We start from the raw sequence: 14715 nt of genomic DNA, 5'->3' as shown, positions 1-14715 counted from the left end.
CCAGACGGCTAATCAGTGAATGCCAGTTGCATAGCGTGCTCCCGTATATCGCTGGGCCATGCGGCGATGAGCTCCTGAAATTTCACTGGCTCAATGGCAAAAAGCGCCCGCGTTGCTTCTTCAAATCCGGGCAGGTCACCGGCGATAGCAAGCATGAAGTAGTAGGCCCGCTCGAGCGCCTTGCGAACTTTTTCTTTCTCGCTGTTGGCTCGTCGTGCTTCCTCGACCAGCTTTCTCAGCGCCACAGAGGCCCCGCCGGGTTGACCGGCAAGCCACTCCCAATGACGGGGAAGCAAGGTCACTTCACGTGCAATCACGCCTAATTTCGGACGGCCACGGCCTCTGGAGCGGGAAGGTTCTGATGTGTCGTTCTGGCTGATCCCCTCTGTTTGGGCGCATGCTGCGGAGGTTAGTTTTGCAACGACCTCTTCCTCTGAACCTCTGAAATCAATATCGACCGGACGACCTGTCGCATTATCGATTATAAGGAAAGGCCCTGCGGCCGAATTCTCACTTGCCCGCCTGACTGCCAGAGCATTGGTTTGCAGAGACCCCGTTGCGATGCGTCTGTGGCCATCGAAACTCGTATAGGAGTCTGAAGGGGATCCTTTCATAGACAAGTCTCTTCAGTGATGGGCACTGTGCAGACTATGTACACAGGAGCCCGGAAAAATTGGGAAGTAGAACATCAAAGGTATGAACCTGATGAACCCGGTGGAACTTTGCCTTGCCAGTGCTCCAGGCACTTGTCCAGCTCGGATGTGTAATCAAAGCCCGGTTCCGTACGCTCCTTAATCAGCTCAAGAATTTCAAACACAAAGTGATCTTCCCCGAGCGAACGCCAGTCTTCCATCAACTCCGGATTCCGGTGAACACCCATGCGCAGCTCCATTCGGTGGCGATTCAGCGAACCGTTTAAATTTTTGCTTTTCCCTAGCAGCTGTTTTCCTGTGATTTTGTTTGTGACGGAGAAAATCCCCATCGATGGGAACGTATGCTTGTATGTACTGATAAGCTCTTTACGTCTGGCCTTTTCCATCAGTGTTTCTCCTTTTCTGAAGCAATCGTACAGTCGGCGCATGTCTGCGAAGCCTGCAATGCTTTTACCTTCAACCAGGGGAGTACGTGTGCCGGCCAGCTCTTCCAGACACCCGAAGGCGTCCGTAAAGAAGGATCAGGTTGCATCTACGAAAAAAGGTCTGTCGCCAACCATATCGCAGCTCAGGAAGTGACATTCTTTTTTTAAATTCCTGCTCCCGGACTGCCCATCAGGAACTTCTTCCTCGAGCAGCAGGCGCTGAGCCGCGCTAATTTTTTAAAGCTGGTCAGAAATCCTTCCCCGGTAACGTCTGAATAAAGTGATGCGCCAACCGTTCATTAAGCAGGCTAATTCAGGCTCAGACTTCCCCGGCTTAAAAAACAGACAGGCTGTGAGTTCATAAGTAACCCTGCCGCCCTGGCCCATCGTTCGACGCTCATCCTGAGCAAGTCGTTGCGAGATGGCATTTCATTCTCAAACGATGGCCTAATATTACCCGGGTAAAAAACAATGTCAATAATATCCGGGTATAAATACCTGTGGAGAATTTGTAAAAACGCGAGTAAGCCAGACAGGTACACATCAGCAGTTGGAAGAGACTCGCTAAGGACCTTTCAGCCCGACTTGCGTCAGAGTTCCGGCCAGGCCTGCAGCGATATGGCATTCCGGCAAACACGCCGGTATTTATACGGATAGCCTGCATCGTGCAGCTCCGGTAACGTGATGAAGATGAGTGAATATGTCCATTGAGATGAACAGCCCGTTGAAATATTCGTTCAGGGCAGGGTCAGATAGGACCGATTCTGGCAGGATGCGTCAGCACTGAGACCGGTTACGTGCTAAAACATGTACAGTTTTATACTGAGCTGCTGGCAAAGATCTGACATATAAATACGCTTCTACCGTGAGATTAACTATGGAACTGATATCTTATATTCTGTTTGCAGCCGCGTTATTTCTGAATGCAGGTGTTCCCGGACCCAGTATTACGGCGCTTGTTTCCAGAGTAATCACGAATGGCTGGCGCAATGTAATCCCTTTCATCGCTGCAATGTGGATCGGTGAAGTTATCTGGCTCACTATGGCAATGGCAGGTCTGACGACACTCGCACAAACATTTCAGACAGGATTTCATATAATTAAGTGGGGCAGTATCGCTTATCTTTGCTGGCTTGCGATTAAAATGTGGCATAAGCCGGTGATTGAGGGGGCAGAGGAACTTCCCCGGCGTTCCTCTTCCTGGTCAATGTTCAGTGCGGGAATGGCATTAACGTTGGGCAACCCCAAAATCATGGTGTTCTATCTTGCCCTTCTTCCGTCTTTTATTGATTTGCCAAAAGCAGGTGCCAGTGAGTGGGCAATTCTTGCCAGCATTACTCTGGCTACACTGGCTGGCATAGATCTTACGTGGACATTCCTCGCCCACAAAGCACGGGCTTTATTACGTACACCTGGAGCGGTAAGGCTGGCAAATCGTATTGGCGCTGTTGCAATGGGTGGTGCAGCAGCGGCTATTGCGGCACGAAACTAAAATTCTGAGAAGTCTGCCGGAAGACTGAACATCCGGCAGTTTAACTTCAGGCAGGCGCAGAGGACTCTGACATGCGGGCAAGCATAAATCCGGGCAGCTCAGTCTCAAAGATTGTTAAGCACCGCGCGCGCAAATTCTTCTGGCCGCTCAATCATCATAAGGTGGCCGGTCTCCGGGATAACAGTATTCGTGGTTGCGCGCTCTCTGAGCCAGGCGGGAACATGCCACCCGGATTGTGAGCGTTCACCCGATATAAGATGAACCGGCGTTAAAGACGACAGGATGTGACGCAGTCCTTCTAGGTAGCTTTCTTCGCCTGTTGCAGCAACCACCGCCCGCGCCTGCTTCCGTAGGGTGGAAACGGGCTGGTTATCCAGCCAGGCGGTGGCAGTCTCAATCGCAAAATCCGTGGGTGACACGCCCGCACCTGCAATCCAGGCGGCAACGTCAGCGCGAAAAACACTGACCTCAGTCTGTATCTCATCCAGACTCTGCCCGGATATCTTCTGAGACCAGAACGCATCATTCAGCGTGAGATTACCTTCGATGAGAGTCAGGGAACTGACTAGGTCAGGGTGGCTTACTGCCATCAGTACAGCAACCGCTCCGCCAACTGAATGACCTGCCAGATGAACCGGCCCGCACTTCCGTTCATCAATAAAGTCTGCAAGATGGTCGGCCTGGTCGTTCAGCGTCCATCCGTTGTTCCCTTGTTTCTGGCACTGACCATATCCGATCAGGTCAGGAGCATAGACACATTGTTTGCCGAAAGGGGCAAGAATACCGGGAGAACTGAGTGAACCAAAAAGACCATGTACCAGTAGAACCGGAGCTCTCATTTAAACCTCACTTTAAACTCTTCGCCACAATGGCGTGGCGGGGACCAGGAAAAGCCGCGCAGGCAACACTGTGCGGCAACGCAGCCACGGTTATAACAACAATATCTCACGGGCTGTTCGCAGGTTGCACTTAACCGGTTAACGCCCGGAGTATCCCACCGAAAGACAGGCCAGATAATCAATTTATTCTTCACCAGAATATTCTGTAAGAGCCGCCGAAATACTCCGCTCTGTTTAGGTTTAGGGAACAGTGTAGCCATGCAACCGGCCCATTACCGTGGTGAAGCCCTAACATGCAGGTGAGGGGAACATGTCGTGACTATAAAATGACTGCTCTGGGTATTTCTACCATTGGGCGCGCTACAAACCGGGGGTGTTCATCACCAGAATGAATCCGATGCTTTCTCTCGCTGATTACCATTAATGAACTGACCCTCATATGAACCCGAATCCGGCAGACGTCAGGGTCGGTTGCTTTCCGGCACGTCCGGTCCCCCGTATTCTGGAGTTAGTTGGCTAGATGAGGTTCAACCGCCATTGCCTGTGGCTTCTTGTTTGGATGGTCTACCCCTGGTTATGGCTTTGCCTGTTATAACTCTGAGAATTACGCACCGACCAAAACAGAACCCGGGATACTAATTAAGTGCCGATGTCCGCTGTGTAAACCGGCTTAGCGCCCTGCCGGAGAGTGCTCTGATGACCGTCCTTCCTGTTGCAGGAGTATGGGTATTTTAGTAGCATCAGCTCTTTCGGAGACAGGAAATGTCCGTCACTGATTCACTGCTTGCTTACACTCTCGCTGCAACACTTCTGACCTTAACACCCGGTCTTGATACCGCCATGATTCTCCGTACGGCTGCCGCTGAAGGCGGCCGGAAAGCCTTTCATGCGGCGCTGGGTATTGATATGGGGTGCTTTATCTGGGGGGCTCTGGTGGCTTTTGGTTTGGGGGCTTTACTGGCAGTCTCTGAGCTTGCTTATGCAATGCTGAAGTGGTGCGGTGCGGCATACCTGTTATGGTTGGGCATCCAGCTTTTATTGCGTCCGCGACGACATTTCAGCTTCAGTCAGGGTCAGGTGGAGAAGAATTCTACAAATAACTGGTTCATTCGCGGAATGCTAGGCAATGTGCTTAACCCCAAAATGGGTGTCTTTTATGTCTCATTTTTACCACAGTTTATCCCGGCGGGACATTCTCCTGTCGGCTGGACGTTCCTTCTGGTTGCGATCCATGTGTTGATTGGTACGCTGTGGTCACTGACACTCATTACTGCTGCCCGCTATGCTTCCGGTGTGCTGAAAAAACCTGCTGTGGTAAAAGGGATGGACCGCCTCACCGGGTGCTTATTCCTGTTGTTTGCCGTAAAGCTGGCTATGAGCAGAAGATAATACGTTCATGGCTTTTACTCTATATTCTAAAGGGTAACCGCATGCGCCAAAAATTAACATATGCTATTTGCTCTGGCTGTATCAGATACGCATTCCATTTCCCAGAGCGCACGTTTAAGCGGGTGTTGCGATTTTTTTAAACGATAATGTTTCGTTAATTAAACTTAAATGCGCCTGCTTGAGCTTTGAGTGGGTTGTAGCTTTAACATAAATGGTTTATCTCAGCCTGCTTAAATCCGTAACGAACACTAATATGACATTATTGACTTCCAGCATGGCGCCTCAGGATTTTCAGTCGCCATGGGAGTCTCCGGTTTTGGAGTAGCCAGTACGCAAGTCACTGAAAACCTCCCGCACTGACTTTATCTTTGTTTACCTTCTCGATGAGTTGAGTCAGCTTCTTCTCATACAGCTTCTGTATGTATTCAGTTTCATCGTCTTAATAATGGGGAGAGGAATTACTTGTTTTTGGAAAATAAAAGCACTTTAAATCCCGCCACATACCAGTATGTGGACATGATTTTTCTGGCAGACAAATGCGAAATCCTTTGTCTGAATGCCGTCAGAAACTTCTGTAATCATTTTTGACTGCACATCATGACCATGCTTACCGAGCGAGCTTACTTAGCTGACCGTTCTAAAGGAGAATCATTACGTGAACAAACTGTTAATACGCCGCGCGATGTTGGAGGATTTGCCGTCTATCGTTGCACTTCTGGCAAATGACACTCTTGGTGCCAGTCGGGAGGATAGTACACTTCCTCTCCGGAAAACTTACACTGATGCGTTTAACGCAATTTGTTCAGATCCGAACCAATTTCTTGCTGTTGCAGTAATTGAGAACATCGTAGTTGGCACACTACAGCTGACATACCTTCCAAACATATCTCTCAGGGGGGCATGGCGAGCCCAGATTGAAGCAGTAAGAGTTCATGAATCGAAGAGGAATAGTGGTCTTGGCCGTTACTTGTTTGAGTGGGCTATTCAGCAGGCACGCATGCGGGGATGTGTTATGGTCCAGCTTACCTGTGATGTTACCCGAAAAGATGCACATCACTTCTACTCTGCACTGGGCTTTGAACCTAGCCACACAGGTTTTAAAATGAAAATTTAATTATGCAAAATCATGACGTAGTGCCTTTTAAACCCATTAAATCAGTATATTAATCTTAATTAATGACGCGTCTGGCGCTATGCTTATCTTGTGTGTTACTCCTCGTGCCAACACCAGTATGATGTATTGCAATAGCTGACATGCTCTCAGGATGCAACATCACCGGCCTCAGACCGGAAGTGCTTACTCCTACTACTACCGGGCCAGCCGCCCGGGATTTTTTTCGCTATTTCCTGTTCTTTCTCCACAATCAGTTCACGACGGACCGGTCAGACTCCCGTGCTGACGCTTTCCATTATCTTATCAAGGGCTGAAGCAAACATTCAGCGCTTACACTGTTCGTTTAATGTACCGGTTCGAAACACCTCAGCAAATAGCCCAGTGCGTCTTCTATGACGCGATCTGTTGAGATCGTTATTCTGCAGAGATTCTGGTGCTCCACTGTTACTGTTCCATACCTTTTACGGCCTTATGCCAGACGTCTAACATGAATAATGTGAAACCTGAAATGTGATGACGGTCACGGGAAATTTCATCGGTGAACTTTTTTTATCCATACGATTCGTGCTATGTGCAATCTGTGCTGGATTTAACCGGTTGAGATGGGTATTCTTTTCAGAATTCGCCGGGCGGCGATCTTATTTTGATCCTTATCTGAGTACTGTGGTGGTCGACGATAAGGACGTGCGAAAACCTGTGGCCGGACATGCGCGGCGCGGGGAAGAATCAACCGGATGGGACGTATCCGTAAAACGTCCAGGGTACGGAGTCCGGTTTTACCGGGCTCTGAATGCAAAAACCCCCTGAATTCTGTCTCAACTTGGCGGAAGGTTCAGAAATCAGGGGGTCCAAAAGCAGGCGCTGGCCTGTGAAGGATTATAACGCATGCAGTTCATAAGACAACCCCTGTCCGCCATAAGTTCGGGACAGGGTGAATGACCAGATTTTAATCGGGTTAAACTGCCCGACTCCCAAATCCGACGGACGCCATCGCGGCGATCATTCCGTCCTCTGCAAATGCCCTGAACCCGTGTGGTTTGCGCCTCAGACCTATCGCCCGCTGCCGGGTGAGTTCGGTCACGCCATGCGCCGGCTCGTCGTAAAGGACAAATCCACCGGTCAGCTTCGCCTGAGCCAGCGGCTTTCGCGCAACCCTTACTTTGTCAGGCTGCGTCACGCGGCCGGTCGCGAGCGTGACTTCCGGCCGGAACGGCGCGCACTTATCGACGCCCTTATTCCGCTGCTGGTCCAGCGCGCCGACATGGCCACCTGGGTGGTCACCCTGAACGTGGGCCGTCTGGCCGCCGAGCTCAGCCCGAAAGATGAGAACGGCGACGTCATCACCGGCACCCGGGTAGAGCCGGGCCGGCTGTCGCGCCTGCTGCCCGAACTGCAGCGCTTCGGACTGGTTGAACTCCCTGACCTGGAGTGGGATCCGGTGGAAGAGTACTGGATGCCGCGACATATCGTGCTGACCGATCGTTTCTGGCAGCTGTGCGGCGTCAACATGGACAAACTCTACGTCCAGCGCAATCTGCGTCTTGAGGCGGAAGCGGAAGGGATCATCGAGCCTGGCACACACGAATCAGTGCGCGCCGCGCGCCAGCGCTGGTATGAGAGCATGCGCATGGCCACGCTGCTGAGGCGGCGTGAAAAAGCGGTCAAAGAGAAGCGCCGCAAAAAGCTGAGTAAGCTGCCGCTCGACGATCGCCGCACGGCGATGGCCAGCTGGCTTATCCGTACGCTGCCTAATCATGAGCTGATGAATACCGACGCGGACGCCTTTGACCGGCTGGTGTGGCAGAACCTGAACCAGCTGGAGCTGGGACTCGGCTACGAGCCCGCCCCGCCTGACGTCGTCCACTGATGTATCCCGTGAATTTTACCGCCTTGACTGGCGGTAAAGGCGTTTGTGCCACAGATAAAACCGCACGTTTCCGGCTCGCTGCGGCATGTGTTTTCCCGCAAAAAAAATCCCTTATCCACGTTAATCTCCGTTCGCGGATTTTTTTATCCACATTTACCCGCAATCGTAAAGCATGGCTTATCTGCAAACGACCCTGGAATTACCCGCAACATATTCCTGACTTACGTCAGAAAGAATTAATCAGAAAAGATAAATAAGGTGTTCATGCCGGCATTCTGCTGGAATAAATAAGGCCTTCGCTTGCAGCGGCCGTAAACGTCCGCGCCGCTCAGAGATTTAAGGTAGCTCCCGCTGACGCGGGCCCCGGACAGTGCTGTTAGTTACAACAGACAGTACATTCACTATGGTCAGCAGATTCTGCACCATTGTGCCCCTCTCAGCCCGGACCCTCGCCGTACCTGACACCCGGTTGCCCCCACTGACCAGCCCCGGCCGCCCGGCCCGGAGGGCCGGAACTGCAGTGGCTGATAAATGGATGCTGTAACTACTGGATTCTTCAGTGTTGTGAGTTTTAGCTGCGGGCTCTTTCTTTCGTCTGCGACCATCTTGCTTCAGTGCGCCTAAAAGGCCGCTGCTTAAACAGCGGTCGGGCAGGAGGGTGATCAATTCAAGAAAATTTGCGTCTCTGAGCCATTGTGCGATGCGCTACTGACCTATCTGATAAGTTGATAACAAAAATAACATCTAAGAACTCTATGGCTGAAATCGTCTCATAGATAATTAGGAATGCTACATACTGAATACTGACAAGAAAGGTTCGTAAACAACGGTAGCGCGAAGAAGTAGATTACGTTTGGGTAGAACTGAAAAGGGGGTAATTTGCGCTTGGGAGTGAGCCGATGAGAAGGTAAAATAACCGGTAGATACTTATGTATCCCCTTAAAAGCGAAACCCCGGGAGGAACCTTATAAAGGTCTGTCCCGGGGATCTGATTAGATTGTTGGTGGCGCTTGGTCAGAAACCAGAGGGGCCGTTCCAACTGCTCTGAAAAGGATTTTAAATCACTATGGCCGAAAGTCAAGTTCCCTATCAGTATGCTACCTGTGGCACCGCTTTAGTCGATACGCTGTCTGAAGCCCGCTTTAAGCCTTATTTGCTTAGCGCAGCCCGCGATCAAGATTTTGCTTTCGCGCTTTATCTTTACAATGCCCGTATGGCTAAGGCGTTCCTTTATCCACTACACATACTGGAAGTGGTATTGCGTAACCGAATCAGCGATATCTTCACTGTGATGTTTAATGAAAACTGGTGCATAGATAAACATTTCCGACAGATCCTTACGCAAGAAAGCCGGGACGCACTTGACCGGGGTATTGACCGATCGAATAGTAATAACACAGGTGATATCGTATCTACCTTAACTTTTGATTTCTGGTCAAATCTGTTCCGCGATGAGTATGACCGCTCCATTTGGCAGACCAAAATGCACGATCTGCTGCCCAATGTGAGTAAAACCCGTAAAAGTTTTCAGCGCGATATCAGAGAGGTGAACCATTTCCGAAACCGAATAGCACATCACGAACCAGTCTACAAACTTAACCTCAGCCAGATCCATGCTGATTTGATTGAAATAATTTCCTGGCTCTCATCCGAAGCAAGCCATTGGGTCAAGCATTTTTCCACTGTTAACCAAACCTTGCGCACAAGACCTACCCACACCATCCTGAACGCACCGGCAGTCGTCGAAAAGGCTGACACAGGTTTTTGTACCATGGGTCTTACTGATCCACTTAGTCATATGCCTAAAGAACGTTTTATCGTCTGCCAGAATGACGCGGGCGAAAATATTGCAGTAATTGAAATGCAGCATATTGCCGGTTATATACTTTCACTTCGCGAGGGTAACGACCTGATGATAAGTCTGGGTGACCATACTTACTCAGATGTAGTGAAACATACTAAATCCAGCAAAAACCTCATTCAGCGCCGCCCGGAAGATAATCTGCATAACGCCGCTGCCGGACTGACTGGGAAGAAAGAGTATATGATTGTCACAGGGGATAAAGGGATCTGCGGCGTAATCGCACGAGCACACCGCAAATATTAAAGACCGCGTTGAAAAGCACTTAAGAGTTTCTGAAAGTAGAAAGTGAGTTTTAAAATAGCCGATTTAACATAATTAGTATTTTGCGTATTATAATTATAGAAGCAAAGCTGACCTGGCCGCTTCGGGCTACCTGCTGAGGATCCTGATATGACGGCTTCTGGTGCGGAGTTTTTCACGATGAACGAAGTTAACCGGCTTAAAGTTATTCAGGACGTCGTCGACCGGCGGCTGACAACCCATCTCGCTGCTGAGCGTCTCGGTATTTCCGACAGGCATTGTCGTCGCCTGCTTCAGCGCTATCGTTCAGATGGTCCGCTGGGCATGGCTGATCGGCGGCGCGGTAAGCCCAGCAACTATCAGCTGCCTGCTGGCCTTGCTGAACGTGCGGTTCAGATCATCCGCGAGCGCTACGCTGATTTTGGCCCGACGCTGGCCTGCGAGAAGCTGGCCGAGCTGCACGGCGTGACGCTGTCTAAAGAGACCGTACGCAAGCTGATGATGCAGTCAGGACTCTGGATCCCGCGCAGGCATCGCGCCCCAAAGATTCAGCAACCGCGTTACCGGCGCGCCTGTGTCGGCGAGCTGATACAAATCGACGGCTGCGATCACCGCTGGTTCGAGGAACGCGGCCCGGCCTGCACGCTGCTGGTTTACGTGGATGACGCGACCAGCCGCCTGATGCAGCTTCACTTCGTCCGCTCCGAGTCCACGTTCACCTACTTTGAAGCCACGCGCGGCTACCTGGAGCAGCACGGCAAGCCGCTGGCGTTTTACAGCGACAAGGCCAGCGTGTTCCGCATCAACAATAAAAATGCGGCTGGCGGCGACGGTCAGACGCAGTTCGGTCGCGCGATGAACGAGCTGAACATCACCGGCATCTGCGCCAACACCAGCTCTGCCAAGGGCCGCGTGGAGCGTGCACACCTCACGTTGCAGGATCGGCTGGTCAAGGAACTCAGGCTGCGTGACATCAGCACGCCTGACGCGGCTAACGCCTTTGCCGCTGAGTTTATGGCGGACTACAACCGGCGTTTCGCGAAGGCACCGAGGCATGATTTTGACGTTCACCGTCCGCTCGATGCAGACGACAACCTGAACCAGATATTTACCTGGCGCGAACCGCGCAAGGTTTCGAAAGCGCTGACGGTCCGCTACGATAAAATGCTGTTGCTGCTTGAGGATAACGATGACAGCCGCCGCGCGATGGGTAAATATCTGGATGCCTGGCAGTACCCGGATGGTCGCGTTGAACTCAGGAGTCACGGCACGGTGCTTCCCTACTCTGCCTACGACCGGCTGTCTGAAGTTGACCAGGGTGCGATCGTTGACAACAAGCGGCTTGGACACGCGCTGGCCGTGGCCAAGCTGATGCAGGACAAGCGTGATAATACGCGGTCTCAGGGCCTCCCGGCCGGAACCGGGCCGAGTCGGAGAAGTGCGAAGAAAGATCCAGCTAAAAAGCGGCAGCGTGCGGTGAATGAGGATGATTTACTGGAAGCGTTATTTGACTTACAGAGCCGCAGCGAGGAAATTTTTGAGCGGAAAGATACTTAAATCAGGCTTGTTCAGTAACTTTATTCCCAACCCAGTTCGGAATAAGTTTTACAATCCTGTTCAGGAAAAGACGTTATATATTGGCCCCAGTCCATATATTTATAATAAAGGGTCATTGCTTCATAATGGCTGGCCGCATCCACTTCCCATATAAGTTTTGCACCAGGATCCAATAATGATCTTGCTGCATTTCCCTGGACACCTTTCAGACAAAAAGTCTGGCATCCATCAGGCTCGACCCAGAGTTCATGCCTCAAAGTTGGCTTCCCTGATAATCAAATTTATCTGCCAATAATTCCACATCATACTGTGATTTGAAAGGCTGCAATTCATCTCATCCGGACATCTCAGATTTGCCTGAACCCGGTCATCTCTGCTTAGCTTCAACAATAATATGTAATTGATTTTGAACATAAAATAATTATATTGGCTTAATATCTGCATATTTTATCTGTCAATTGGATTTCTCTGGCGGCGACGGCGCGTGACGGTGTGACGTTTGCGATGCACCTAGTGCCGCAGAAGATGATCCAGACGATGATGCGTCATAAGGATCCAAAGTCGATGGAGTGGTACACGGGGTTGTTCTCGCTGGAAGTGACCCGCCAGCTCTGCGTGCGGTTCTCCATGGACGCCGATGAAGCCCGGGCGCTCCTGTTATCCGTTAAGCACTATGTGGGCAGCTGAACGCCGCGTCTTAGCGGCGTTCAGGACCTCAGTGCCGTACCAGCAGGCTGGTCAGTGAGGAGTGCAGTTGAGTGGCGCTGAAAATCTGACGGTCATAGCTCATACGCATGTAGCTGTCGATTTCATCAAGCCGCATGCTGTTTCTGACAGACACCGGCGTGTCAAAAAGCATTTTGAGCAAGTAAACAAAATCGTGCCCGTTGCAGATGGCGTACTTATCGGGGGACATCATCTCCAGTCTGCGCATTTCATTCAGCAAATCCGCACCGCTCAGGGGCGTGTGTCGTCCGCGACTTCTGTCTAATATGTGACTGATGTAGGCCATCTCATCGACAGCGACATCGGTTCCGTTAACGGATATAAAGTCCGGGTAACGCATCCCTTTGAAATTCAGACCTGCGCGGTCCAGGTAGTTGAACCACTTCAGCAGCCCCAGCCGGTAGCTTGCCAGCAGGACACTCTGCTTGATCTTCTGACAGAAAGGGATAGCGAGCGCTCCGTTTGTCAGACGGCGCTGCGCGAAGTGCATAATAAATTTGTCCACCACGCCACCCTCAACCAGCATCATCTCCAGATCATGTGCGTCCGTGAAATAGATGCCTTCATGACTGATGTTGCTCAGCCTGTCGAAATCTGCATCACATACGCCATAAACTGCATCGTTTCCTGCGCTTCTCAGCGTGCTGACCGCGCGTATTACCTCACTTTTGCCACTTTCCGGTGAGTCATAGAGGATCCGGTCATCGAGGCGATGCGTGTTAAAAAAGCTGATGTCAGTAATGCCTTCAACCACGACCAGGATCCGGTCACGATTCATCCCGTTGCGCATGGCCATCAGCATCGTGCTCATCCAGTCCTCTTCACCGATGGCGTCGCGAAGCGAACTCATTCCGATTCTCCTGCGGCTTCAGGCGCGGCTCTGTCGCGATGGGCAATATCATACAGATCGAACGTCAGCGGCCAGTTCTTACTGATCACGGCCGGTGAGTGCGTGGCAATGATCACCTTCTCGTAACCATTAATTTTCTGAATTTTCTTCAGTGAGTCAAGGAACGTCTGCTGCCATGCCACGTGCAGGGAAATCTCAGGTTCATCTATCAGGATGACCTTGTGCGTACGCAGATTAAAGATCAGGCAGAACAGCAGCACTATCTGATTCTGCTCGCCCGAGGAAAGCATGTTGCGTCCGACGGGGTCGCCGCTCTCGCTGATGAAGCTGAACCCCTGTTCCCGGCTGATATGGATATGTTTAAATGCCAGTACCTTTTCCCGTAGGATCGATTCAAATAGTGCAATTTTCTGGTGCAGCGTTTCAAACGGTGACAGCTTCTCCATCGCATCGTTGATGTACAGGTCCAGCACGTTCAGGTATTCGCGACTGCCCTCCATGGCGTCCCCTTCATCCGGAAGCAGTTCCTCCTGCGTCTGGATCAATCCGAACTGCATATAGTCGCGGCGCTTACCCTGGATACCGATCAGACGCTGCTGGATATTGGTGTAGTACAGCTGCTTCTGTTTCTGCAAGCGCTGAAAAAGCCGGATAGGGAACGTGGCGTCGAGTTTCTGGCTGAACGAGGCAGACTCATCTTCGGCGGCGCCCATCAGGTTTCGCAACTGCTCTGCGCAGCGGTCGATCACCGTTGTGCCATCGGCGGCTTTTTCTAGCCGGTCAGCGCGTATAAATGAGATGAGCCCTGCGGGGAAAAGCGCGCCGAGCACGTCTGATGTGAGGCGGGCGTAGTCAGGGGTTCTGTTTGGAGCACTCTTTTCTTCAACGATCCAATTGTTCCGTCCCCAGAAGTGCGCCTGCGACTTTTCTTCCTTCAGCGTCAGCGTTTCAGCCACGGGTTCTGCGCCCGAAGCGCCCTCGGCGATGAGGGTCAGGCAGTCAGTCCCGTTGCCTCTGATGAAGACAGTTCCTTCCTGATGGTAAAGCGTGATTTGTTCAAATTTCAGGGTGCAGAGCACGTTCAGGCGATTGGCCAGGATACTGTGGAGAATGTTCAGGATCATGGTTTTGCCGTATCCGTTCGGCCCGGTGAGCATGGTTATCTCATTCTCATCGAGCGGGATGCTATAGTCGAGCAGGCCAAAAAGCTTCCTGATTTCGAGTCGGATCAGTTTCAAATCAATATCCTTATTCTATTCGGGCCAGAAACGGGACCGGGGAACTGTTTTTGTTGAGCGTTATTTTTAGGGGGTCTGAAGTCCAATGGAACGAAAACGTACGCTAGTGAAGTAACTTTATGATGTATCTAAACATAATGGACGTTGAAAAACACCTTCAAAACGATGCTTTTTTAAGGGTATGACGGCGTTGTTGAATAAATGGATTTAATGCTGTGTAGCCCTCAAAACTGCTTGTTGCGTTGACGTAAAATCATGTGGTTACATAAGCATCGAAATACAGGCCTTTTACGACAGCAGGTATTTCAACCAAAATTGATATGGCTAAAAGCATGATTACTTATTATTCAACAAAGCACCTTCAAGACGGGAGCATTGCTATCCGCGCGTGGTTAGAGAAAGACCGAGGAAATATGCAGAAACGAGATTAAAAACCACCAATAAACCTATCCTGCCCTGAT

General features: G+C 51.0%; 12 protein-coding genes. 7 read left to right on the top strand and 5 right to left on the bottom strand.

Going from position 1 to position 14715, the window contains the following annotated elements; all coding sequences use genetic code 11:
- Positions 1-8: 8 nt before the first annotated feature.
- A complete protein-coding gene (locus F3J37_RS21855) occupies positions 9-614 on the bottom strand; it encodes a DUF2239 family protein (RefSeq protein WP_166935763.1) in 606 nt (201 codons plus the stop codon).
- 74 nt (positions 615-688) lie between these two features.
- Positions 689-1039, bottom strand: a complete 351-nt coding sequence (locus F3J37_RS21850) for a GIY-YIG nuclease family protein (RefSeq protein ID WP_166935761.1) — start codon at positions 1037-1039, stop codon at positions 689-691.
- 916 nt (positions 1040-1955) lie between these two features.
- Between F3J37_RS21850 and F3J37_RS21845 the strand changes: the two genes are divergently transcribed.
- Positions 1956-2570, top strand: coding sequence for a LysE family translocator (locus tag F3J37_RS21845; RefSeq protein ID WP_166935759.1), 615 nt, complete (start codon positions 1956-1958; stop codon positions 2568-2570).
- A gap of 104 nt (positions 2571-2674) precedes the next feature.
- Here F3J37_RS21845 and F3J37_RS21840 read toward each other — a convergent pair whose 3' ends face one another.
- Positions 2675-3409: an alpha/beta fold hydrolase gene (locus tag F3J37_RS21840; protein ID WP_166935757.1), complete on the bottom strand. Its 735-nt coding sequence runs from the start codon at positions 3407-3409 to the stop codon at positions 2675-2677.
- Positions 3410-4171: 762 nt separating this feature from the next.
- On the opposite strand from F3J37_RS21840, the gene F3J37_RS21835 reads away from it, so the two are divergent.
- From F3J37_RS21835 to F3J37_RS21805, 6 genes are all read left to right on the top strand, one after another.
- The gene (locus F3J37_RS21835) at positions 4172-4798 is read left to right on the top strand and encodes a LysE family translocator (RefSeq protein ID WP_166935755.1); all 627 of its coding nucleotides are present in this window, start codon (positions 4172-4174) and stop codon (positions 4796-4798) included.
- A 655-nt stretch (positions 4799-5453) separates the two neighbouring features.
- The gene (locus tag F3J37_RS21830) at positions 5454-5912 is read left to right on the top strand and encodes a GNAT family N-acetyltransferase (protein WP_346303304.1); all 459 of its coding nucleotides are present in this window, start codon (positions 5454-5456) and stop codon (positions 5910-5912) included.
- Between the two features lie 931 nt (positions 5913-6843).
- Positions 6844-7779 carry a plasmid replication initiator RepA gene (gene repA / locus F3J37_RS21825; protein ID WP_166935753.1) on the top strand — a complete coding sequence of 312 codons (936 nt, stop codon included), beginning with the start codon at positions 6844-6846 and terminating at the stop codon, positions 7777-7779.
- Between the two features lie 1066 nt (positions 7780-8845).
- Complete coding sequence (locus F3J37_RS21820; protein WP_166935751.1) at positions 8846-9886, top strand: Abi family protein; 1041 nt, start codon at positions 8846-8848, stop codon at positions 9884-9886.
- A 147-nt stretch (positions 9887-10033) separates the two neighbouring features.
- Positions 10034-11440 (top strand): ISNCY family transposase, encoded by a 1407-nt coding sequence (locus F3J37_RS21815; protein ID WP_166935749.1) that lies wholly within the window; start codon positions 10034-10036, stop codon positions 11438-11440.
- A 492-nt stretch (positions 11441-11932) separates the two neighbouring features.
- On the top strand, positions 11933-12127 hold the full coding sequence (locus F3J37_RS21805) for a hypothetical protein (RefSeq protein WP_205299021.1): 195 nt from the start codon (positions 11933-11935) through the stop codon (positions 12125-12127).
- 28 nt (positions 12128-12155) lie between these two features.
- On the opposite strand, the gene F3J37_RS21800 is transcribed toward F3J37_RS21805, so the two are convergent.
- The gene (locus F3J37_RS21800; protein ID WP_166935746.1) at positions 12156-13016 is read right to left on the bottom strand and encodes a DUF4435 domain-containing protein; all 861 of its coding nucleotides are present in this window, start codon (positions 13014-13016) and stop codon (positions 12156-12158) included.
- Positions 13013-14254 carry an AAA family ATPase gene (locus F3J37_RS21795; protein ID WP_166935744.1) on the bottom strand — a complete coding sequence of 414 codons (1242 nt, stop codon included), beginning with the start codon at positions 14252-14254 and terminating at the stop codon, positions 13013-13015. The genes F3J37_RS21800 and F3J37_RS21795 overlap by 4 nt, the downstream gene beginning before the upstream one ends.
- Positions 14255-14715: the final 461 nt, after the last annotated feature.

The organism is Candidatus Pantoea communis, assembly GCF_011752685.1.
In the GTDB taxonomy this organism is placed as follows: domain Bacteria; phylum Pseudomonadota; class Gammaproteobacteria; order Enterobacterales; family Enterobacteriaceae; genus Pantoea; species Pantoea communis.
Note: the sequence above shows the minus strand (reverse complement) of the source record. Positions and strands in the feature narration are given on the sequence as shown.